Below are 21,283 nucleotides of genomic sequence, written 5' to 3' on the forward strand. Positions count from 1 at the left end.
CAGTAACAGCCGCATCCCCGCCAGGATCGAGGTAGCGATGTGTGATCTCCTGAACCGCATCTGGTCGCGTCCACGAGGCGAGTGGAACCGGGTAGTCAGAAATGAACTTCCGGATCTCGCCGACAAGTTGGTCGCGGAGTTGCAACGCGGATTTCCCGCATTGTCCGCACTTCTCGGGGATACTCCCGTAGAAGAGGCACAATGGGCACTTGAACAGGCCTTGCTGACAGTTCTTGGGTACCAAAAAGAGTCGGAGAGTAAACCTCGGGCAGTACCGTCCGTTGTGACTCCGATGCCTGTTGCCCGGGCCCGTCAGGACCTGTTCGATGTGCTCGCCGGACAACGGGAGCTGCCGGAGGAGGGCTTGGCCGACCTGTCCCGCGCGGCGGGCTGGCCGATCCCCGAGACCCTCCAGGCCGTGGTCCTCGCCACTCCCGCAGAAGCCGCCCAACTCGCCGCGGCGCTCGGGCATGCCCTCATCGGCTCCGTCGACGGGTACACCTGTCTGTTCGTCCCCGACCCGGCCACCCAGACCCGGGCCCGCCTGGAGGCGGCGCTCAAGGGCAGGCCGGCCGCGGTCGGACACGTCGTCCCGGCCACCGACACCGCGTCGTCGCTGCGGTGGGCCCGCTATCTGCTGACGCTGGCTCCCGGCCGGGTCGGCCCGGAGTCGCGGCCCGCGTTCGTCGACGACCATCTCTCGGCGCTCCTGCTGCTCCAGGACGAGTCGCTGGCGGACGCGCTGACGTCCCGCTGGCTGGGCCCGCTGGAGGAGCTGACGCCCCGGCAGAGCGAGCGGCTCGAAGTCACGCTGCTGGCGTGGCTGGAGGGCGGCGGAGCACCGGAGGCGGCGAAGCTGTTGCATGTGCACCCGCAGACGGTGCGCTACCGCCTGCGCCAGATCGAGAAGCTCTTCGGTCCGGTGCTGCGTGATCCGCGTACCCGCTTCGAGCTGGAGATGGCGCTGCGCAGCCGCCGTCTGATGGCGCATGTCCGCAGCTACCGCGCACGGGCCGGCCGCCGGGCGCGGGCCGTCGCCTCGTCCATACGCCCGCTGGGCGTTGCCCGCGAGGCCCGCGTCAACGGTCTTTGAGGCACGGTTGACCCACCGAGCCCGTTGAGCTGACGGCCGGCCGGTACGGCGAGAGCCTTCCGGTACCGCGACAGCCTCCAGGTGCAGAGCGGCGGCCCCGACCCCCGGGAATCCGGGTCGGGGCCGCCGCTTTGTCATGTCCCAGGGGGCCGTGAGTCCTTCAGGGGGCACGTCTCCGGGGACGCCCGTGAGTCTCTTAGGGGATACCTCCTTGGGGAAGCCCCTGAGTCCCTCAGAGGGCGCCTCCCCGAGGTAGCCGGTGAGCGCCCCAGGGGACACGTCCCCCAGGGCGCCCGTGAGCCCCTTGGGGAATATCTCCTCCAAGGGGCTCACGGGCGGGATCCTCAGGTGCAGTTACGGCCGCCGTTGATGCAGTCGACGGCCTTGCTCATCAGCTGGTCCGGCATCACGTTGATGAAGTCACCGTGGTCGGTCACCGGTTTGTGCAGCTGTTCGGGGAAGCTGTCCACCGCGAAGCTCTGGCCCTGCGGGACGTCGTAGGTGATCCGCTGGACGAGCTGCGGGATGGCCTTGAAGCCGTTGGGGCAGGCGCCGTTCTGGTCCGAGAACGTCACGTGGTCACGGTGGTTGCCGCTGTCGATGTCCTGGCCGTTCCAGCAGTTCTGGAAGGCGAAGGTCCGCACGACCTGCGAGCCCTCCGGGCACAGCGGGTACTTGTCCTTCAGCTGCCGGTCCTCGAAGCCGGTGCAGCTCCAGGAGGCGTTGGCGTTCTTGGTGCCGTTGGTGAACGCCTTGGCGTCGCCGGTGATGATCTTCATGAAGCGCGGCATCGCCTCGACCTGGCCGACCTGGCTGCCGCGGAACGTCAGGGTCACCGTGGCCGGGGTCAGCGTCGTGCCGACGTTGGCGTCCTGCGCGGCTCCCGGCTTCTGCTCCGCGTTCCCGTCCAGCTTGCGCAGCACGGGCCAGTAGTGGGTCGACTGGTCGCCGTTGCCGCAGGTGGTGTCGGAGGCGGCGAGCTTGTTGTCGTCGGCGAAGGCGTCGGTGGCCTTGTTGCCGACGTAGTCGTGGGTGTGGTGGGCGCCGTTGCTGACCCCCGGCGTCACGATGACGTTGTCGGAGTTGAAGTGGCCGTCCTCATTGCGGCCGCACTCGGTGGTGAAGGTGCCCGTCGAGGCGTTGCCTCCCTGGGGGGCGGCGAACGGCGGGGCGTCCGCGTTCGGCTGGACGTTGTTGATGTCGACGAAGTCGTCGGGGGAGGGGCCGCCGGCCTGGCCCTGCTGGCCGCCCTGCTGACCCTGCTGGTCCTGGCCCTGCTGGTTCTGGCCCTGCTGGTTCTGGTCCTGCTGGTTCTGGTCCTGCTGGTTCTGATCCTGGTTCTGGTCGGCGCCCTGGGTCTGGTTCTGTCCCTGGTACCAGCCGTCCTGCACGGACTTGGTGGAGTCGGTGCCGCCCGCGCCGGCGCCCTCGTCCACCGGCTTGGTGGTACAGCCGCTCATCTTCAGCAGATAGCTGGGCCGCTTGGTGTTCTTGGCTATCGCGCTGACCATCATCTTGATGGTCTTCTGCCGCTGCGCCTTGAGCGGGTTCAGCACGTCGGCGCCGCTGCCGCCCATCATCTTGTGGTAGGCGTCGTGCACCTGCTTGTCGAGCGAGGACAGCCCCTTGGAGACCGAGAGCTGTGCGCTGCGCGGAACGGTGCGCAGCCGTTCCCCCACATCGGGGCAGGAGATGGTGATGGCGGACGCGGTGTGCTGCTGGTGGCCGGACATCGTGTCCGGCGTGTTGTTGCCGGCCAGCGCCGTGGTGGCGTAGGCGGCCAGTCCGCCGCCGCCCAGCAGCAGGGCGGTGCCGCCGATGAGCATTCTGTTTGTCAAACGCGAGCGTTTATGGGCCTGTTGCCGTTGCCTCATGAGATCACTTCGCTTCGTCCGATGTGAGGGGTGTCGTCCTGTTTCGGTACACAGAGGGTCGTGATGGGCGCCTCCCAACGGGGTACCTGCGCCAGGTCAGCTGGTGTGCAGGGTGTTGAAGTCGACGTTTCCGGTCTTCTCCAGCACCGTGATGTGGTCCAGCACGACGTCGTTGGCGCGGTCCGCCAGGGCGCGCACCATGGTGTTCGTGGTCTGGTCGCGGACCAGGGCCACCAGCCCGAAGACCTTGCCGTGGGCGCGGCGCAGCAGCTCCGCGAGCGTCCGGTCGAAGTCCTTGCCCTGGGCGGCGTTGAGCTGCCCGAGCCAGCCCTGCTGGGCGGCGTTGGGCTCACTGGGCAGGTCGACGCCCAGCGCCCGCCCGGCCTCGTTCGACCGCCGGTCCAACTCGGTGTGTCCCGCGATGAGATGGGCGCCGGCCGTGCGGACGGCGGCAGTCGTGCCGCGCTGCTGCGCCATGCGGCCCGAGGGCAGCTCCCACAGCCCGGCCAGCTTGACCTTGCGCACGAAGTCCCGGTCCATCGCGGTGAGCGGACCGTAGCGGGTGCCGACCGTGCCCCCGCCGTCGTCGTCGTACGTGAGGGTGGTGGTCGCCGCGGCCGCGGTCTCACCGAAGAGCTGGACGGGCAGCAGCAGCGCCCCGAGCGTGGCCACGAGCGCGGCTACCACCAGTCCCGTGGCGATGGTCCGCCCGGATGTTGCGGAATTGCTGAGGATGGACCGCACACGGCCTCCCGGTTCGTCACTACTGGAATCCCACCGGACGCTAAGTGCCGCACCGGGCCGGCGGGCCCGGGTCCTCACCCCTGGACAAATAACGGCCGGGTCCGCCGCGGCACTGCTACGGTGCCGCGTGCGGGCCCGGCCGGGGGAACGGGTGACGTGCGTCGGATTTCGTATGCCCGGCCGGGCCCGTCCAGCGCGGTGTGCGCCGCGCTCAGCGCGCGTACAGCCCGGCCGTCGCCCATCTGCGGCGGTCCCGCCGCGTGCCGGGCTCCTCGTGCTTGCCCTCCGCGTACAGGGCGTCGATCTCCGCCGCATACGTCCGCACGATCGCCGCGCGCCGCAGCTTCAGCGACGGTGTCACCAGCCCCGACTCCTGGCTGAACTCGCCCGGCAGCACCCGGAAGGCGCGGATCGACTCGGCCCGCGACACCGACGCGTTCGCCCGCGCCACCGCCCGCCGCACCTCCGCCTGCAACTGCGCCTCCGGCGACGGTGCCGTGCTGTCCGCGCCGGGCTCGTCACGCAGCCTGCGCCAGTGCGCCAGCGCCTCCGGGTCCAGCGTGATCAGCGCGGTGACATACGGCCGGTTGTCGCCCACCACCACACACTGCGAGACCAGCGGATGGGCGCGCAGGCGCTGCTCCAGCCCCTGCGGGGCCACGCTCTTGCCGTTGCTGGTGATGATGACGTCCTTCTTGCGGCCGGTGATGACGAGATAGCCGTCCTCGTCCAGATGCCCCAGGTCGCCGGTCGGCAGCCAGCCGTCGTACAGTCCGCTGCCCGGTGAGCCGCCCTCCTCCAGGTAGCCGGCGAACACCACCGCACCGCGCACCCACACCTCACCGTCCAGCGCCAGATGCACCGCGCTGCCCGGCAGCGGGAGGCCCACCGTCCCGAACCGCACCCTGCCGGGCGGCTGTACGGTGATCGCGCCGCTGGTCTCCGTCAGGCCGTAGCCGTCATAGACGGTGATACCGATCCCGGCGAAGAGCAGCCCCAGCTCGCGGAAGAGCGGCGAACCGCCCGAGACCGCGGTGCGCACCCGGCCGCCCAGCGTCTCCCGGATACGGGAGTACACCAGCCGGTCGTAGAGCGCGTGCCGGGCCCGCAGGAACGGGTCGGGACCGCGCCCGGTGCCCCGCGCCTCCTCCGCGAGCGCCTCCGCGTAGCGCACCGCCACCGTCATCGCCGCGTCGAACGTCCGCTGCCGGCCCGCCGCTTCCGCCGCGAGCCGGGCGCGGGCGCAGATCTTCTCGAAGACGTACGGCACCGCGAACAGGAACGTCGGACGGAACGAGGCGAGGGCCGGCAGCAGCTCCTCCGACGCCACATCCGGCTGATGGGCGAGCTTCACCCCGCCGCGCAGACACGCCACCTGCACCATCAGCCCGTAGATATGGGCGAACGGCAGAAACGCCAGCAGCGACGGCCGCTCGCCGGGCGCGGCCAGCAGCCCGCCCCAGCCCGCGTACAGGGTGTCGCACTGGGCGGCGAGATTGGCGTGGGTGATCACACAGCCGCGCGGGCTCCCGGTGGTCCCCGACGTGTACACGATCGCCGCGACGCTGTCCGGGTCGACCATGTGCCGCAGCCGGTGCACGTCCGCCTCGGGCAGCCGGGTGCCCTCCTCCGTCAGCCGCCGGACGCAGTCCAGGTCCAGCTGCCAGAGCCGGCGCAGCGTGGCCCGCTCGTTGCAGGCCTCGGCCACGGTCATGGCCTGCGCCTCGTTCTCGACGATGATCGCGGTGACCTTCGCCCCGACGAGGATGCAGCGCAGCTGTTCGGCCGATGCGGTCGGATAGACCGGTACCAGCTGCGCGCCCACCGCCCACAGCGCATAGGTGAACAGCGTCCACTCGTAACGCGTCCGGGACATCACCGCGACCCGGGTGCCGGGCCGGACCCCGTCCGCCAGCAGCCCCCTGGCCAGGGCCATGACTTCGTCCCGGAATTCCGCCGCGGACACCTCCTGCCAGCCGCCGGACGCTCTGCCGTCACGGCGGGCGAGCTGAGCGAAGTCCGGCTGGTGCGTGGCGGTGTCGAATACGGAGTCGGCGAGACCGCCGGTCCGCAGTGGCGCCGCCAGGGCCGGAACGCTGATGTCGCGCACAGCACCTCCTAGGTGTTCCCCCTTGGTCCCCCTGCTCCGCCGTACGTCCCGACGGCAGGGGGGCAAGTTATCGGCCGGTCTCCCGGCTGCCCAGATGTGTGGCTACTCTTGAGCGGAAGCCGATAAGTCTTGACGACCGGACAACCTGAGGAGGGCGCTGGATGTACCGCATCGTCGATGCCTGGCGCCTGTACACCTCGGCACTCCTCGTCGTCCTGGCGGGTTTCCTGCTCACGCAGACGGGGCTCACCACCGCGCTGACCGCCGCCGCGACCACCGGCGCGCTGCTGCTCCTGTGCCGCGCCTTCCTGATCGCGGCCTGCGCCCGGCCCGTACCACCGGGCCGGATCCGTACGGCCCTGCGCGACCGCGAGCGGCGTACGGCATTCCTGCCCCAACGCGATCCCGACGCGGCCGGCCGGCCGCGCCCGCGAGCACCGGGCCGTCCCCTCCCGACGGCCGCGTAGGCGCACGGTCCGGTCACCGCACCGCACCGAAATGCGCGTCCGCGCGGCTCGTCACGCCGAATCCACATCCCGGCACGACGAGACCCGTGGAGGGCTCACCCATGTCCATGTTCGGCTTTCTCGGCGACGCGCTGGCGCACGGCGCCGAGGCGCTCGCCCCGCTCTTCGGCCCCGCGGCCATGGCCGCCACCATCGTTCTGTGCACCCTCGGCGTCCGCGCCGCGCTGCACCCGCTCGCCCGCGCCGCGGCCCGTGGCGAGAAGGCCCGCTCGGCGCTCGCCCCGCAGCTCGCCGCACTCCAGCGCAAACACAAGGGCCATCCCGAGCGGCTCCAGAAGGCGACGTCCGAGCTGTACGCCGAGACCGGCTCCTCGCCCCTGGCCGGCTGTCTGCCGACCCTGCTCCAGCTGCCCGTCTTCTTCGTGATGTACCACCTGTTCTCCACCGGGGGCGGCGGTCTCCTGGACCACACGCTGCTGGGCGCGCCGCTCGGCGGTCACTGGAGCCAGGCGCTGGCCGACGGCGGGGTCTTCGGGCCGCACGGGCTGGTCTATCTCGCGCTGTTCGTGGTGATCGCGGTGGTCGCCACCTGGAACTTCCGGCGGGCCCGGGCCACGATGGCCAAGACCCCGCAGCCGGCCCCGGGCGGCAGTGCCGCGGTGCCCGGCATGGCCTCCATGGCCAAGGTGATGCCGCTGCTGTCCTTCGGCACGCTGATCACGGTGGCCGTGGTGCCGCTGGCCGCCGGGCTCTACATGGTCACGACCACGGCCTGGACGGCGTGCGAGCGGGCGCTGCTGCACCGGGACCGGGGGAGCGAGGACCGGGAAGCGGCCGCCGTGGCGGCCCGCGCCAAGGGGAAGCCGGCAGGCGGCAAGGCGAAGACGGCTGTGGCCCCCGCCAAGGGGAAGCCGGCCCGCGCCGGGAGGACGGCGGAGGCGGGCGTGGCGCGGACGGCGCCGTCCGGGCCGCAGGCGCCCGTACCGGCTGACGGTGCGTCGGGTGCCGGCGATCCGCGGCAGGGCCCGGTGCCGCAGCGCGCGGGCCGCAAGGGTGCGCCGAAGAGCCGCGCGGCACGGCAGCGGGAGGCCCGGGCGCGGGCCAACTCCCGGGCCGCCGCCCGCCCGGCCGACGGGGCGGAGCCGCAAGGGGGCGGGGCTTCCGGGGAGATCGTTACTACCGCTCAGTAACGGTCCAGTCCTTGAACGGGGTCTTGCGGACTGGACCCCGTTCTTGGACGATCAGCCAAATCGCTCGATGGCCGTCCCCCATCGGCCGGCCCGGAAATCCCTTTCCAGGGCCGACCCTTCGACCACGGGAGTGGAACCGATGAAGCTGCTGCGTGTCGGAACTGTGGGGGCGGAACGCCCGGCGCTGCTCGACGGGGACGGGGTCCTGCGGGACCTGTCCGTCCTGGTGCCGGACATCGACGGAGCGCTGCTCGCGGACGACGGGGCGCTGGCCCGGATCCGTGCCGCGGCCGCGTCCGGCGACCTGCCCCGGCTCGACGCGGCCGGACTGCGCACCGGTCCGCCGCTGGCCCGGATCGGCAAGATCGTGTGCATCGGGCTGAACTACCACGACCACGCCCGGGAGACGGGGGCCGCGACCCCCGAGGAGCCGATCCTCTTCATGAAGGCCCCGGACACGGTCGTCGGCCCCGACGACACGGTGCTGGTCCCGCGGGGCAGCGTGAAGACCGACTGGGAGGTCGAACTGGCCGTCGTCATCGGCCGCAGGGCCCGCTATCTGGAGAGCGACGAGCAGGCGCTGGCGGCGGTGGCCGGCTATGCGGTGGCGCACGACGTCTCCGAGCGCGCCTTCCAGATCGAACGCGGCGGCCAGTGGGACAAGGGCAAGAACTGCGAGACGTTCAACCCGCTGGGACCGTGGCTGGTGACCGCCGACGAGGTGCCCGACCCGCAGGCCCTCGGCCTGCGGCTGTGGGTCAACGGCGAGCCGAAGCAGGACGGCACGACCGCCGAGCAGATCTTCCCGGTGGCCGAAGTCGTCCGCTACGTCAGCCAGTTCATGACCCTCCACCCGGGCGATGTCGTCAACACCGGCACCCCGGCCGGCGTCGCCATGGGCCGGCCGGAACCCAAGCCGTATCTGCGGGCCGGTGATGTCGTGGAGCTGGAGATCGACGGCCTGGGCCGCCAGCGCCAGGAACTCAAGGACGCCTGAGCGGCACGGCGGTGCGGCAGCACGGCAGGGAGAGGCCCCGGTCGGCCCGGGTTCTCTCTCCCGCCGTGCACGGGCATTCGGGCCGTGCCCACGTACGGGCAGTTGGGCCGTCCGTGCCATGACGGCCATTGTGGGCCGTGCCCACGACGAGCAGCTGGGCCGGGCCCCCTCAGCCCGCCGCCAGGAACCGCTCCAGCCCCTCCACCACCAGCGCGTGATCGTCGGCCTGGGGCAGTCCCGAGACCGCGACCGCGCCGACCACACCCGTCCCGCGCAGCCGGACCGGGAACGCCCCGCCGTGTGCGGCGAAGCGGTCCGGGTCCAGCCGGGAGGACTCCTCGAAGGTGCGGCCCTTGGCGCGGAAGCGGGCGCCGACCAGGAACGAGGACTCGCCGTAGCGTTCGACGACGGCACACTTGCGGGCGATCCAGGCGTCGTTGTCGGCGGAGGTGCCCGCCGGCGCACAGTGGAACAGCTGCTGGGCGCCGCGCCGGATCCCGACCGTCACCGCGGCGCCGCGCTCGCGCGCCAGCTCCACCAGCAGCGAGCCCAGGTGCCAGGCGTCCTCGTTGCTGAAGGCGTCGAGGACCAACCGGTCTTCCTGCGCCGCCAGTTCGCGGATCTCCTCGTCCGTCGTCCGCGGACCGGCCGGGCTCATGCGCGCTCCTCGATCCGGACCGTACGCCCTTCGGCGGCGGAGAGCTTCGCGGCCTCCAGGACGCGCAGCGCGGCCGCGGCCTCGGTGGCGGTGACCGGCGGCCGGCCGCCCTCGCGCAGCGCCCGTGCGATCGCGGCGTAGTACGCGGGGTAGTCGCCCGGCAGGGTCGGTACGGGCTCGCCGCCCCCGGCCCGCGGGGACGCCCCGGCGCCCAGCCGGCCGCATGCGGACTCCGGCTCCACGCCCCACTCGGCGCCCTCGTCACCCGGGCGGCGGCCCTCGCGCAGCGCGGCCTCCTGCGGGTCCAGACCGTGCTTCACATAGCCCGCCCTGCTGCCCAGCACCCGCAGGCGCGGGCCGAGCATGGCGGTGGTGGCGCTCATCCACAGGTGGGAGCGGACGCCGCCGGCGTGGGTGAGGGCGATGAAGGAGTCGTCATCGGCCTCCGCTCCCGGGCGGCGGGCCTCGGACTCGGCGTAGACGGAGACGGCCGGGCCGAACAGGACCAGCGCCTGGTCGACGAGGTGGCTGCCGAGGTCGTAGAGGAGTCCGCCGATCTCCGCCGGGTCGCCGGACTCGCGCCAGCCGCCCTTGGGCTCGGGCCGCCAGCGCTCGAAGCGGGACTCGAAGCGGTAGATGTCGCCGAGCGCGCCCTCCTCGATCAGTTTGCGGGCGGTACGGAAGTCGTTGTCCCAGCGGCGGTTCTGGAAGACGGAGAGCAGCAGGCCGCGGTCCTCGGCGAGCGCGGCGAGCTCCTCGGCCTCGGCGGCCGTCGCGGCCAGCGGCTTGTCGACCACCACCGGCAGACCGGCCTTCAGCGCGGCGGTGGCGAGCGGGACGTGCGTCTTGTTCGGCGTCGCCAGCACGATCAGATCGAGGTCCGCGGCGCGTGCGAGCACCGCCTCGGGGGTGCCGACCGTACGGACTCCCGGGTGCTCGGCGCGGGCCTGTGCCTGCCGCTCCGGGTCGGCCGTCGAGACGGTGTCGAGCCGGAGGCCTTCGGTGGCCGCGATCAGCGGGGCATGGAAGACCGAGCCCGCCAGGCCGTAGCCGATGAGGCCGACGCGGAGCGGGTCACGGGGGGCGGCGGTGCCGGGGGAGTCACTCATCTCGCTCATGGCTCCCACTTAAGCAACGGTGTTGCCAAAGTGCAAGCGATGCGGACAATGGGTGGGTGAGCAGCAACGACATCTCCCACGGCGGCTTCGCCGGCAACCCGGGCGCCAACCTCCCCGCCCTGCGCGGCCACAACGCCGCACTGGTGCTCGGGCTGCTGCGCGCGGCCGGCGAGGAGGGCGTCAGCCGGCTGGAGCTCGCCGACCGCATCGGGCTGACCCCGCAGGCCGTCAGCAAGATCACCGCCCGGCTGCGGGCCGACGGCATGGTCGCCGAGGCGGGCCGCCGTGCCTCCACGGGCGGTAAGCCCGCCACCGTCCTGCGGCTGGTCCCCGGCGCCCGGCACGCCGTGGGGCTGCACCTGGACCGCGATGAGCTCACCGCCGTACTCGCCGACCTCGCGGGCGAAGCGGTCGCCGTACGCCGCGCCCCGCTCGCCTTCGAAGCGGGCGCCGGGCAGGTGCTCGCCACCGCCGAACGGGAGGTCACGGCGCTGCGCGCGGAAGCCGGCGGGCCGCCGGTCCTGGGCGCCGGGGTGGCCTGCCCGGGCCCGCTGGACCACACCGCCGGCGTCCTGCACCGGGTCACCGGTGCGCCCCGATGGGACGGCTTCCCCCTTCGGGACGCCCTCGCCGAACGGCTCGGCCTGCCCGTCGTCCTCGACAAGGACACCAATGCGGCGGCACTCGGCCTGGCCCACGGCATACCGTCGGGCGCCGGCTCGTTCGGATATCTGCATCTGGGCACCGGCCTCGGCGCCGGCCTCGTCCTGGGCGGCAGCCTCTATCGCGGCGCGCGCACCGGCGCCGGGGAGTTCGGCCACCAGATCGTGCAGTGGGACGGGCCGCGTTGCGGTTGCGGGCGGCGCGGCTGCATCGAGGCGCTGTGCCTGGCCGCGGTGGCGCGCGGCGATCTGCCGGGCGCGGCCCGGGCGCTGGGCGTGGGCGCCGCCAACCTCGTCGAGCTGCTGGACATCGACCGGGTGCTGCTCGGCGGGCGCACCGTCCTGGAGCATCCCGGAGCCTTCCTCGGGGGCGTGGCCCAGGCGCTCGACGAGCAGGCCGGCACCCGCGGCGGAGCCGGCGCCGGGCGCGCCGTGCCGGTGGCGCTCGCCCGGGGCGGTGCGCGGGCGGTCGCGGACGGGGCGGCGGAACTGGTGCTGGCGCCGCTGTTCGGGGCGCGGCAGTCCTGAGCCCCGGGGGGCTGCGGCCGGGGGCGGGAGGCTGGGGCCCGCCGGGGGCCGGGGCGCAGGTGTCCGCGCCCCGGTGCCCGGCTGCTGCCCTCCGGCTGCCGCCACCTGACGGCCGCCCCCCTGACTGCCGCTCCCCCGCCTCGCGCGTGATGCGAAGATCGCGGCGTGGAGTTCCCGTACGGCCAGGATCCTGGCGCACCCATCCGGTCCGGCGTCCCCGAGCACGGACGCATTCCCAAGTACTACGCGGCCAAGGTGGAAATCGCCGCGCTGCTGGAGGAGTTGGGCGAGGGGGGAGTGCTGCCCGCCGAGCGCGAGCTGGCGCAGCGCTTCGAGGTCTCCCGCGAGACCCTGCGCCAGGCGTTGCGGGAGCTGATCCTGGAGGGGCGGCTGCGGCGGCTGGGGCGCGGCACGGTCGTCGCGGGCCCCAAGATGGAGCAGCCGCTGTCGCTCGCGAGCTATACGGAGGGCGTACGCGGCCAGGGCCGCAAGCCCGGCCGGCACCTCATCGGCCTGGACCGGTTCCCCTGCCCGCCGCAGCTCGCGGGTGATCTGGGGCTCGAAGTGGGCGACGCCGTATGGCACATGGAGCGGGTGCTGCTCGCCGACGACGAGCGGGTCGGCCTGGAGAGCACCTATGTCGCGGTCGAGCGGGTGCCGGACCTGGCCGCCGACTTCGCACCGGACTCGTCCTTCTACGCCTACCTCCACCAGCGGCTGGGCATCGGCTTCGGCGACGCGGACGAGCGCCTGGAGACCGTCCTCGCCACCCCGCGCGAGGCGCTGCTGATCGGCACGCCGGGCGCGCTGCCGATGCTGCTGATCCACCGGCTGTCGCGGGACACCCAGGGCCGCCCCCTGGAGCGGGTGCGCTCGCTCTACCGGGGGGACCGGTTCTCCTTCACCACCCATCTGGGGACGCCGACGCCGACACCGACGCCGGGCTGATCGGCGGGAGCGTCCCCGGCGCGCCCGGCGTCCAGGGGGCATCCCGGCCCTTCACCCCGGACCCGAACCCACAAAGGTCACGAGAAGATAACGGGTCTAGGCCAACTTTGGGGCCCTGTTCACCGTCGCGTCGCCGCGTCACCCCCGATGAGTCACCCACCGCCGCGACCGTCTGGGGCATGCGAGTCATAGTTGTCGGAGCCGGTGTGCTGGGGACCATGCACGCCTGGCACGCAGTCGAGCGGGGCCATGACGTCCTGCACATCGAGCGCGAGGCCGAGGCCCGCGGCGCCTCGGTCCGTAACTTCGGACAGATCTGGGTCAGCGGCCGGGCCGGCGGCGAGGAGCTGACGACCGCTCTGCGCGCCCGCGAGCTGTGGGAGGGCATCGGCGCCCGCGTCCCCGGGCTCGGCTTCCGGGCCATCGGCTCGCTGACCGTCGCCAGGAACGCCGCCGAGCTGGCCGTCGCCGAGGCCGCCACCCGCCGCCCCGACGCCGCCGCCCGCGGCTACCGGCTGCTGGAGGCCGGCCAGGCCCGCGACCGCAACCCCGCCCTGCGCGGCGAGTTCGCCGGTGCGCTGTGGTGCGAGCGGGACGCCGCCGTCGAGCCGCGGACCGCCCAACGCGTCCTGAAGGAGGTGCTGCTGGGCTCCGGCCGGTACACGTACCTCGGCGGCCGTGAGGTCCGTGAGGTGGTCGGCGAGCGGGCCGTACGCGACGATCACGGCGACGTCCACCGCGGCGACGCCGTCCTCCTCTGCACCGGCGCCTGGCTCGGCGGTCTGGTCCGTGAGCTGGTGCCCGATCTGCCGGTGCGCCGGGTGCGGTTGCAGATGATGCAGACCGACCCGCTCGGCGAACCGCTGACCACCTCCGTCGCCGACGCCGACAGCTTCCGCTACTACCCGGCGTACCGGAGCGACGCCCTGGACGCCCTCAACGCCGGCCAGGCACAGGCGCCGACCGCCGCCGCGCACAAGATGCAGCTGCTGATGGTCCAGCGGGCCGACGGCGGACTGACCATCGGCGACACCCATGAGTACGCAACGCCGTTCGCCTTCGACACCGTCGAGGAGCCGTACGAGCACCTGACCGGTGTCGTCGAGTCGATCCTCGGCCGCCCGCTGCCCCGTATCCGCCACCGCTGGGCCGGGGTCTACGCACAGTGCACCGACACCGCGCGCGTGGTGCACCGCCAGCAGGCGCGCGACGGCGTCTGGCTGGTCACCGGGCCCGGCGGGCGCGGCATGACCTGTTCCCCGGCAATCGCCGAGACCACCGCGAACGAACTGGGCTGGTGAGAAAGTTGACGCACCCCGGCAGCACTCCGCACCCCGGCGGCACCCCGGGCGCCCACAGCGCCCCGGACCCTCGCCACATCCGGCTGGTCGTCCTCGACATGGCCGGTACCACCGTCGCCGACGGCGGCCTGGTCGAGCAGGCCTTCGACGCCGCCGCCCGCCGGCTGGGCGTCGAACCGGGCAGCCCCGACCACGCCGAGAAGCTCGCGTACGTACGGGCCACCATGGGCGAGTCCAAGATCTCCGTCTTCCGTCATCTCTTCGGCGACGAGGCCGCCGCCCAGCGCGCCAACACCGCCTTCGAGGCGGCATACGGGGAACTGGTCGACGGCGGACGGATCGCGCCCGTACCCGGCGCCCGCGAGGCCATCGAGGCGCTGCGGGCGGCCGGCCGCACCGTCGTGCTCTCCACCGGCTTCGCCCGGGTCACCCAGGACGCCCTCCTCGGCGCGCTCGGCTGGCAGGACCTGGTCCCGCTCACCCTCTGCCCGGCCGACGCGGGCGGCCGTGGCCGCCCCTACCCCGACATGGTCCTCACCGCGCTGCTGCGCACCCGCGCCACCGACTCCGTCCAGCGGATCGCGGTGGCCGGCGACACCTCGTACGACATGCTCTCCGGGCGGCGGGCCGGTGCCTCGGTCGTCGCCGGTGTGCTCACCGGTGCGCACGACAGGGCGCAGCTGGTATCCGCCGGTGCCACCCACGTCCTCGGCTCGGTCGCCGAACTGCCCGCGCTGCTGGGGGTGGTGTGAGATGCCCGCCCCGGCCACCACGGCACCCGGCCGGGCCGCCGGACGGCCCACGGCCCCGGCCGAGCCCGTATCGGGCATCCGCTTCGACCACGTCTCCGTGGCCTACGGGAAGCACGGGCAGCACACCGTCCTGGACTCCTTCGACCTGGCCGTCGAACCGGGCGAGGTGATGGCCCTGCTCGGCCCGTCCGGCTCCGGCAAGACCACCGCGCTGCGGGCGGTCGCCGGCTTCGTCCGGCCGGTCTCCGGGCGGGTGCTGATCGGCGGCCGGGACGTGACCGGGCTGCCGCCCTACAAGCGCGGGATCGGCATGGTCGTCCAGCAGTACGCGCTGTTCCCGCACATGAAGGTCGCCGAGAACGTCGCCTTCGGACTCAGGGCGCAGAAGACACCGCGCGCCGAGATCCCCGGACGGGTCGCCGAGGCGCTGGAGATGACCGGGATGGCCGCCTACGCCGGCCGGCACCCGAGGGAGCTGTCCGGCGGACAGCAGCAGCGGGTCGCCATCGCGCGGGCGCTCGCCATCCGCCCCGGCGTGCTGCTGCTGGACGAACCGCTGTCCGCGCTCGACGCCCAGCTGCGTTCCGGCATGCTCGCCGAACTCGCCAGGCTGCACCGCGAGTTGCCCGATGTATCGATCCTCTACGTCACCCATGACCAGGTCGAGGCGCTGACCCTGGCCGACCGGATCGCGGTGCTGGACCGGGCCCGGCTCCAGGACTGCGGCACCCCGCAGCAGCTCTACCGCCGCCCGCGCACCGAGTTCACCGCGTCCTTCGTCGGCACGGCGAATCTGCTGCCGGTGACGGTGCGCCGGGGCGGCGACGGCAGGAGTGACGGAAACGGTGGCGGCGTCGACTTCGCCGGCCGGACGCTGACCGTGCCCGTCGGCGACGGCGTGGCCGAGGGCGCCACCGCCACGCTCTGCCTGCGCCCGCACCTCATCGGCCTCGGCGGGAGCCCGCACGGCGACGGCCACGGCACCACCCTGCGCGGCACGGTCACCGAAGTGCAGTGGCGCGGCTCGACGCACCGTCTGTACGTGGCGGTCGACGGCCACCGCGTCCTGGCCGATGTGCGCGAACTGCGCCAGACGCCGGCGCCGGGCGAGCAGGTCGCCCTGCACTTCGCGCCCGAGGACGCGGTCCTCATCCCGGCGGGGCTCACCGAGGACGGTGTCCACCATGCCTAGGACGGTCAGGGCGGACAGGGCAGTCAGCGCGGATATGGCGGATATGGCGGATGAGGTGCAGGGGGCCCGCCCGCCGGCCCGGCCCCGCCGCACCCGGGCCGCCCTCTGGGCCCTGCCGCCCGTCGCCGCCCTCGCCCTGGTCTTCCTCTACCCGCTGGCCCTGGTGGTGTGGCAGTCCTTCACCCCGGAGGACGGCGGCCACTCCACCGCCCCCTACACCGCGGTCCTCGCCGAGGCATCCTTCCGCGAGGCGCTGACGAACACCGTGCTGATCGCCGTCGGCGCCACCGTCGGCGCACTGCTCCTCGGGTCGGCGCTCTCCCTCGTCATCGCCTTCGTCCCGTTCCCCGGAGGCAGGGCGCTCAGCCGCTTCATCGACATCTTCCTCGCCTTCCCCTCCTTCCTGATCACCCTCGCCCTGCTCTTCCTCTACGGCACCGTCGGCATGGCCAACGGCCTGTGGACGGAGATGACCGGCGCCGCCCGCGGACCGCTGGACTTCCTCCACACCCCCTGGGGCGTACTGCTCGCCGAGATCACCTACTTCACCCCGTTCGTGATGCGGCCGCTGCTCGCCGCCTTCTCGCAGGTGGAAACCGGGCAGTTGGAGGCCGCCGCCTCGCTCGGCGCCCGGCCCTGGCGGATCGTGCGGAAGGTGATCCTGCCGGAGGCGCTGCCCTCGCTCGCGGCGGGCGGCGCGCTCGTCCTCGTCCTCTGTCTCAACGAGTTCGGGATCGTCCTCTTCACCGGCGCCAAGGACGTCGTCACGCTCCCGATGCTCGTCTACACCAAGGCGATTCTCGACGGCGACTACACCGGAGCCTGCGTCGTCGCCGTCGTCAACGTCGCCCTGTCGGTGGCGCTCTACGCCCTGTACCGGACCGTGGCGTCCCGTACGGGCGGCGGCGCCGGCCCGCGTACAGGAGGTGCGCCCCACCGTGCTGGTGCATAGCAGGCCCGCCCGCCGGGCCCTCCACATCCTCTTCTTCGTCCTCTTCCTGCCCGTCTTCGCGCTGCCGCTGCTGGTGATCGTCGCCGCGTCCTTCGCGAGCAGCTGGAGCGGCCCACTGCCCTCCGGCGCGACCCTGACGCATTATCAGGACATGGCGCACGGCGAGGCGCCGACCGCCCTGCTCACCAGTGTCCTGACCGCACTGGCGGCGAGCGTCATCGCACTCGCCGCCGGCACCTGGGCGGCCCTGGCCGCCGAGAAACTCGGCCGCCGCGCCCGCCGCCTCCTCGACGGGCTGTTCCTGCTCCCCGTCGCCGTCCCCTCCGTGGTCGTGGGCCTCTCCCTGCTCGTGGCCTTCTCCCAGCCGCCCTTCCTGCTCAACGGCACCCCCCAGATCGTGATCATTGCCCACACCGTGCTGGTCACCGCCTTCGCCTACCAGTCCGTGACGGCCGCGCTGACCCGCCTCGACCCGGCCTACGAACAGAGCGCGGCCGGCCTCGGCGCCCGCCCCGCCTACGTCCTGTGGCGGGTCAAGCTCCCCCTGCTGCTGCCGTCCCTGACCGCGGCCGCGGGTCTGTGCTTCGCCCTGTCCATGGGCGAGTTGAGCGCCACGATGATGATCTACCCCCCGGACTGGCTGCCGCTGCCGGTCCAGATCTTCGCCGCCACCGACCGCGGTTCCCTCTTCACCGGTGCCGCACTGGCGGTGGCCTTGATGGCCACCACCCTGCTCGTCCTCCTGGCCGTCTCCCGTATCCGCACCAAGGCCTCCTACCGCTGACCCCCGCAACAGCCGTGCCCGTCCTCCCGAGGAGCCATCGCGCCATGTCCAGCCCCAGCCCCAGCCCCAGCCTCCGCCCCCGCCCCCGCTCCTTCCTCAAGCCCCTCACCGCCTGCTGCGGCGCCCTCGCCCTCGGCGCCCCGCTCACCGCCTGCGGCACCTCCACCGCCGACCCCGACGCCAAGGAGATCACCGTCTACAGCGCCGACGGCCTCAAGAGCGAGAAGGGCGACGGCTTCTACGACACGGTCTTCAAGGACTTCGAGAAGAAGACCGGGATCAAGGTCCACTACGTCGAGTCCGGCTCCGGCGCGGCCGTCCAGCGGCTGGCCCGCGAACGGGCCAACACCAAGGCGGATGTGGTCGTCACCCTCCCGCCGTTCATCCAGCAGGCCGACGGCAAGGGTCTCCTGGACACCTACCGACCCAAGGGTTCCGACCAGGTGGCCGCCGCGGACAAGGACCCGTCCGGTAAGTGGACCTCGATCGTCAACAACTACTTCTGCTTCATCCACCACACGAAGGAGCTGAAGCAGGCCCCCGCCACCTGGCAGGACCTGCTGGACCCCAAGTTCAGGAACAAGCTCCAGTACTCCACCCCCGGCGTCGCCGGTGACGGCACCGCCGTCCTCATCAAGGCCCTGCACGACTTCGGCGGCAAGGGTCCGGCCATGTCCTTCCTCAAGAAGCTCCAGGCCAACAACGTCGGCCCGTCCTCCTCCACCGGCCAGCTCGCCCCCAAGACCGACAAGGGCGAACTCCTGGTCGCCAACGGCGATGTCCAGATGAACTACGCCAACATGAAGTCGATGCCGCACCAGGGCATCTTCTTCCCCGCCGCCGAGCCCGGCGGCAGGCCCACCACCTTCGCCCTCCCGTACGCGGCCGGCCTGGTCAAGAACGCCCCGCACAGCGTCCACGCCAAGAAGTTCCTGGACTACCTGCTCTCCGCCCCCGTCCAGCGCCAGGTCTCCGCGGTGGGCGGCGGCTTCACCTCCCGCAAGGACCTCAAGCCCACCGACGCGAACGCCACCGCACTCGCCAAGATCATGAACGGCGTCGAGATCTTCCGCCCCGACTGGAACGACATCGACAAGAACCTGGACTCGTACGTCGACGCGTGGCGGACGGCTACGGGGAGCTGACCGTAGGTCGGCCGGAGTGCCCGTACCGAAGCGCATGCGCGGGTGGGCCTGAGCCTCGGGCCCCGGGCTCACCCGGCCGTGAACTCGTACCGCAGCTCGTAGAGATGGCCCGCCTTGACCATCACCGTGACCTCGATGGGGCGGTCGCCGTCGCCGTGGACGACGCGCAGCGTGCGCAGCACCGGGAGATCGCCCGGGAGCCGGAGCGCGGTGAACTGCTCCTGGGTGGGCACCCGTGCCGAGACCCGGTCCACACTGAGCCGTGGTGGATGCCCCAGCTCGGCAAGAAGGACGGGCGTCCCACCCCTGATCTTCCGGCGCTTCTCGATCGCCGTGCCGCGGGCGATCTCCAGCGGGTAGTAGGAGCTGACCAGCTCCACCGGCTCGTCATCGATCAGCAGGAGCTGATGGCGGAGGACGGCCGTCCCGTCGTGCGGGAGCCCGAGCGCCGCAGAGACATCGGCCGGCGGTGCAACTTCCGCCACCCGCAGGAGCTTGCTCCGCGCATGGGTCCCAGCTTCTCCGCCTCGGACAGCCAGCGATAGCGGGGGCGGTCCTGTGTCGTGCCTGGCCGAAGAGGCGGAGGCGACGCAACTGAGGATGGGAGTCGCATTACTCGGGCATGCGCGAGTAATGCTCAACGACAGCCGGGTGTCGAACGGCGAGCTGCGCTTCCTCGGAGAGCGGCTCACCGAGGCGCTCCGTGACGTACTGCGGATTGCCGAGAGCCGAGAGCCGAGGCGCGGAGGTTCCGGTGGCCGCCGAAGATCGCGGGTGATCGCCGGGGTCAGGGGCGTGGCCTGCTGACCTAGGGTGGGGGTGTCGGCCGTACGTACGACAAGTGGACCATGTCCGCATGGGTCACGACGCGTGCGGGAGACGGGCCGACGCCCCTCGTCAACGCGTACGGCAGGAGTCCGGCAGTGGCAGAGCGCAAGCCGATCGAGTCATGGCTCACCGACATGGACGGCGTCCTGATGCACGAGGGCGTTCCGGTCCCCGGGGCGGACGCCTTCATCAAGCGGCTGCGCGAGTCGGGCAAGCCCTTTCTCGTGCTGACCAACAACTCCATCTACACCCCGCGCGACCTGCACGCCCGCCTGAACCGCATCGGGCTGGAGGTGCCGTGGGAGTCGATCTGGACGTCCGCACTGGCCACCGCGCAGTTCCTGGACGACCAGCGGCCCGGCGGCACCGCGTACGTCATCGGGGAGGCGGGCCTGACCACCGCCCTGCACGACATCGGCTACGTCCTGACCGACCACTCTCCTGACTATGTCGTCCTCGGCGAGACCCGCACCTACAGCTTCGAGGCGCTGACGAAGGCGATCCGGCTGATCAACGAGGGGGCGCGGTTCATCGCCACCAACCCCGACGAGACCGGTCCCTCGCCGCAGGGCGCGCTGCCCGCGACCGGCTCGGTGGCCGCGCTGATCACCAAGGCCACGGGCATCGCCCCGTACTTCGTCGGCAAGCCCAACCCGCTGATGATGCGGCACGGGCTGAATGTCATCGGCGCCCACTCCGAGACCGCCGCCATGATCGGTGACCGGATGGACACCGATGTACTGGCCGGCCTGGAGGCGGGCATGGAGACCTTCCTCGTACTGACCGGGCTGACCCGCCCCGACGAGATCGAGCGCCACCCGTTCCGGCCCTCCCGCGTGGTGGACTCGATCGCGGACCTCATCGACCTGGTGTGAGCGGGGCCTGGGGCGCATGACCGGGCCACCGACGCCCTGAACCCCCACCCGAACGGCGCAGCCTCGGGCCGCACCGGATGCGGCCGGGCTCGTGCGGGCGGACCTTCGGAATTATCGGAGGTTCACCATGCGCTCACGGCAACTTGCTCTCTGTGCCACGGTCGCGGCTTGCGCGGTGATGACGACGCCCGCCTACGGCGGAGAGGCACGCGCCACCGGGACCGGAACGGTCTCCGTCACCCCCGCGTCGGCCGCCCCCGGCGGCGCGGTCACCCCGCGGCTCGCCGACCGCAGTGACGGGCGAGCAGCCCTGCGATCGACGGCCTTCGCCGACGCGGTACCGCTCGTCCGGCCCGCGACGGGGCTGTCCGGCGGCGTCCGGATACGTTCCGGCGCCGCTCCGCTCACCCACCCCGGTCAGGCCGCCCCTGTCGCTGCCCCTGGCGCCGCGACCGTCCACCCTGCCTCGGCCGCCGAGGCCTCCCCGCGTCGCGAGCTGAGCAGCACCTCGGCCGTCGGCCTGGTGCTGGCCGGCGGCGCCATCCTGGTCATCGCGGGGCAGCTGCTCCGGCTCCGGCTCCGACTGCGCCGCGAGCGGCGGGGCGACGAAGCCGATGAGCACTGAGGGTCAGGGGCGGGCCGAGGCCGCGGTCGGGGTGCCTGCCCTGTCCGGTGTGGGCGGCAGGAGCGGTGTACGGAGCAGGGACGGTGTGCGCGGCGCGGACGGCGTACGTGGCACGGCCGCTGTGCCCGTCACGAGCGTCGTATCGGGCACTTCCGGCACGTCAGGGACGCGCGCCCGGCCCGAGCCGTCCACCGGTGTGCCCGAGGAGCGTGGAGCGTCCGGCACAGGAGATACATCTGACGCATCGGACAGACCAGGCACGTCAGACGCGTCACACGCATCAGCCGTATCTGGACCACCTGGCGCACCACATACATGCGGCACCTATGGCCCTCTAACCCCCCTCGCCCGCCCCCACGCAAGGATCAGCCCCGGCCCCCCCCTGGCCCTCAGGGCTTATCGGCTTCCTCCCCCCCGCCGCTCGCGGGGCAGTCGGAGCC

General features: G+C 72.5%; 19 protein-coding genes and 1 pseudogene. 14 read left to right on the forward strand and 6 right to left on the reverse strand.

Annotated elements, in window-relative coordinates:
• Positions 1-292 precede the first annotated feature (292 nt).
• Complete coding sequence (locus IF67_RS0118410; protein ID WP_078889493.1) at positions 293-1,093, forward strand: PucR family transcriptional regulator; 801 nt, start codon at positions 293-295, stop codon at positions 1,091-1,093.
• Positions 1,094-1,437: 344 nt separating this feature from the next.
• Here the strand turns inward: IF67_RS0118410 and IF67_RS0118415 are convergent, their stop codons facing one another.
• From IF67_RS0118415 to IF67_RS0118425, 3 genes are all read right to left on the reverse strand, one after another.
• Positions 1,438-2,919, reverse strand: coding sequence for a DUF1996 domain-containing protein (locus tag IF67_RS0118415; protein ID WP_063754363.1), 1,482 nt, complete (start codon positions 2,917-2,919; stop codon positions 1,438-1,440).
• 144 nt (positions 2,920-3,063) lie between these two features.
• Complete coding sequence (locus IF67_RS0118420) at positions 3,064-3,711, reverse strand: DUF4142 domain-containing protein (RefSeq protein ID WP_030986961.1); 648 nt, start codon at positions 3,709-3,711, stop codon at positions 3,064-3,066.
• A gap of 211 nt (positions 3,712-3,922) precedes the next feature.
• Entirely contained in the window at positions 3,923-5,821 is a 1,899-nt protein-coding gene (locus tag IF67_RS0118425; RefSeq protein ID WP_030986964.1) for an AMP-dependent synthetase/ligase, read from the reverse strand.
• Positions 5,822-5,982: 161 nt separating this feature from the next.
• Between IF67_RS0118425 and IF67_RS0118430 the strand changes: the two genes are divergently transcribed.
• From IF67_RS0118430 to IF67_RS0118440, 3 genes are all read left to right on the forward strand, one after another.
• Positions 5,983-6,288, forward strand: a complete 306-nt coding sequence (locus tag IF67_RS0118430) for a DUF6412 domain-containing protein (protein ID WP_030986965.1) — start codon at positions 5,983-5,985, stop codon at positions 6,286-6,288.
• 101 nt (positions 6,289-6,389) lie between these two features.
• A complete protein-coding gene (locus IF67_RS0118435; RefSeq protein ID WP_030986967.1) occupies positions 6,390-7,478 on the forward strand; it encodes a YidC/Oxa1 family membrane protein insertase in 1,089 nt (362 codons plus the stop codon).
• A gap of 139 nt (positions 7,479-7,617) precedes the next feature.
• Complete coding sequence (locus IF67_RS0118440; RefSeq protein WP_030986968.1) at positions 7,618-8,475, forward strand: fumarylacetoacetate hydrolase family protein; 858 nt, start codon at positions 7,618-7,620, stop codon at positions 8,473-8,475.
• Positions 8,476-8,644: 169 nt separating this feature from the next.
• Here IF67_RS0118440 and IF67_RS0118445 read toward each other — a convergent pair whose 3' ends face one another.
• Together IF67_RS0118445 and IF67_RS0118450 are read right to left on the reverse strand one after the other, a co-directional pair.
• On the reverse strand, positions 8,645-9,133 hold the full coding sequence (locus IF67_RS0118445; RefSeq protein ID WP_030986969.1) for a heme-degrading domain-containing protein: 489 nt from the start codon (positions 9,131-9,133) through the stop codon (positions 8,645-8,647).
• Positions 9,130-10,242, reverse strand: coding sequence for a Gfo/Idh/MocA family oxidoreductase (locus tag IF67_RS0118450; RefSeq protein ID WP_030986970.1), 1,113 nt, complete (start codon positions 10,240-10,242; stop codon positions 9,130-9,132). Before IF67_RS0118450 ends, IF67_RS0118445 begins: the two co-directional genes overlap by 4 nt.
• Before the next feature lie 65 nt (positions 10,243-10,307).
• Here IF67_RS0118450 and IF67_RS0118455 point away from each other — a divergent pair, with 65 nt between their 5' ends.
• The 8 genes from IF67_RS0118455 to IF67_RS0118490 all read left to right on the forward strand — a co-directional run bounded on the left by IF67_RS0118455 (position 10,308) and on the right by IF67_RS0118490 (position 18,515).
• Complete coding sequence (locus IF67_RS0118455; protein WP_078889495.1) at positions 10,308-11,441, forward strand: ROK family transcriptional regulator; 1,134 nt, start codon at positions 10,308-10,310, stop codon at positions 11,439-11,441.
• Positions 11,442-11,606: 165 nt separating this feature from the next.
• On the forward strand, positions 11,607-12,389 hold the full coding sequence (locus IF67_RS0118460) for a GntR family transcriptional regulator (RefSeq protein ID WP_030986973.1): 783 nt from the start codon (positions 11,607-11,609) through the stop codon (positions 12,387-12,389).
• A 179-nt stretch (positions 12,390-12,568) separates the two neighbouring features.
• Positions 12,569-13,690 (forward strand): TIGR03364 family FAD-dependent oxidoreductase, encoded by a 1,122-nt coding sequence (locus IF67_RS0118465; protein ID WP_030986975.1) that lies wholly within the window; start codon positions 12,569-12,571, stop codon positions 13,688-13,690.
• A gap of 5 nt (positions 13,691-13,695) precedes the next feature.
• On the forward strand, positions 13,696-14,442 hold the full coding sequence (locus IF67_RS0118470; protein WP_078889501.1) for a phosphonatase-like hydrolase: 747 nt from the start codon (positions 13,696-13,698) through the stop codon (positions 14,440-14,442).
• 1 nt (position 14,443) lies between these two features.
• The gene (locus IF67_RS0118475) at positions 14,444-15,634 is read left to right on the forward strand and encodes an ABC transporter ATP-binding protein (RefSeq protein ID WP_030986977.1); all 1,191 of its coding nucleotides are present in this window, start codon (positions 14,444-14,446) and stop codon (positions 15,632-15,634) included.
• Positions 15,618-16,586, forward strand: a complete 969-nt coding sequence (locus IF67_RS0118480; RefSeq protein WP_420708683.1) for a 2-aminoethylphosphonate ABC transporter permease subunit — start codon at positions 15,618-15,620, stop codon at positions 16,584-16,586. The genes IF67_RS0118475 and IF67_RS0118480 overlap by 17 nt, the downstream gene beginning before the upstream one ends.
• On the forward strand, positions 16,573-17,370 hold the full coding sequence (locus IF67_RS0118485) for an ABC transporter permease (protein WP_030986981.1): 798 nt from the start codon (positions 16,573-16,575) through the stop codon (positions 17,368-17,370). The genes IF67_RS0118480 and IF67_RS0118485 overlap by 14 nt, the downstream gene beginning before the upstream one ends.
• A gap of 44 nt (positions 17,371-17,414) precedes the next feature.
• A complete protein-coding gene (locus IF67_RS0118490; RefSeq protein WP_030986983.1) occupies positions 17,415-18,515 on the forward strand; it encodes a 2-aminoethylphosphonate ABC transporter substrate-binding protein in 1,101 nt (366 codons plus the stop codon).
• Between the two features lie 68 nt (positions 18,516-18,583).
• On the opposite strand, the pseudogene IF67_RS39320 reads toward IF67_RS0118490, so the two are convergent.
• A pseudogene (locus tag IF67_RS39320) lies at positions 18,584-19,059 on the reverse strand (GntR family transcriptional regulator); the annotation flags it as partial.
• A gap of 379 nt (positions 19,060-19,438) precedes the next feature.
• On the opposite strand from IF67_RS39320, the gene IF67_RS0118500 reads away from it, so the two are divergent.
• On the forward strand, positions 19,439-20,218 hold the full coding sequence (locus IF67_RS0118500) for an HAD-IIA family hydrolase (RefSeq protein ID WP_030986985.1): 780 nt from the start codon (positions 19,439-19,441) through the stop codon (positions 20,216-20,218).
• Between the two features lie 178 nt (positions 20,219-20,396).
• Positions 20,397-20,843, forward strand: coding sequence for a hypothetical protein (locus IF67_RS40350; protein WP_030986988.1), 447 nt, complete (start codon positions 20,397-20,399; stop codon positions 20,841-20,843).
• Positions 20,844-21,283 lie beyond the last annotated feature (440 nt).

Origin of the sequence: Streptomyces sp. NRRL S-1813 (assembly GCF_000719605.1) — a bacterium.
GTDB lineage: Bacteria > Actinomycetota > Actinomycetes > Streptomycetales > Streptomycetaceae > Streptomyces > Streptomyces decoyicus.

Excerpts from the sequence above, each read along its gene's own strand:
- IF67_RS0118465 (WP_030986975.1), top strand. The coding sequence starts at position 12,569 with ATGCGAGTCATAGTTGTCGGAGCCGGTGTGCTGGGGACCATGCACGCC.
- IF67_RS0118415 (WP_063754363.1), bottom strand. The coding sequence starts at position 2,919 with ATGCTCATCGGCGGCACCGCCCTGCTGCTGGGCGGCGGCGGACTGGCC.
- IF67_RS40350 (WP_030986988.1), top strand. The coding sequence starts at position 20,397 with ATGACGACGCCCGCCTACGGCGGAGAGGCACGCGCCACCGGGACCGGA.
- IF67_RS0118410 (WP_078889493.1), top strand. The coding sequence starts at position 293 with ATGCCTGTTGCCCGGGCCCGTCAGGACCTGTTCGATGTGCTCGCCGGA.
- IF67_RS0118475 (WP_030986977.1), top strand. The coding sequence starts at position 14,444 with ATGCCCGCCCCGGCCACCACGGCACCCGGCCGGGCCGCCGGACGGCCC.
- IF67_RS0118430 (WP_030986965.1), top strand. The coding sequence starts at position 5,983 with ATGTACCGCATCGTCGATGCCTGGCGCCTGTACACCTCGGCACTCCTC.
- IF67_RS0118490 (WP_030986983.1), top strand. The coding sequence starts at position 17,415 with ATGTCCAGCCCCAGCCCCAGCCCCAGCCTCCGCCCCCGCCCCCGCTCC.
- IF67_RS0118445 (WP_030986969.1), bottom strand. The coding sequence starts at position 9,133 with ATGAGCCCGGCCGGTCCGCGGACGACGGACGAGGAGATCCGCGAACTG.
- IF67_RS0118435 (WP_030986967.1), top strand. The coding sequence starts at position 6,390 with ATGTCCATGTTCGGCTTTCTCGGCGACGCGCTGGCGCACGGCGCCGAG.
- IF67_RS0118440 (WP_030986968.1), top strand. The coding sequence starts at position 7,618 with ATGAAGCTGCTGCGTGTCGGAACTGTGGGGGCGGAACGCCCGGCGCTG.
- IF67_RS0118450 (WP_030986970.1), bottom strand. The coding sequence starts at position 10,242 with ATGAGTGACTCCCCCGGCACCGCCGCCCCCCGTGACCCGCTCCGCGTC.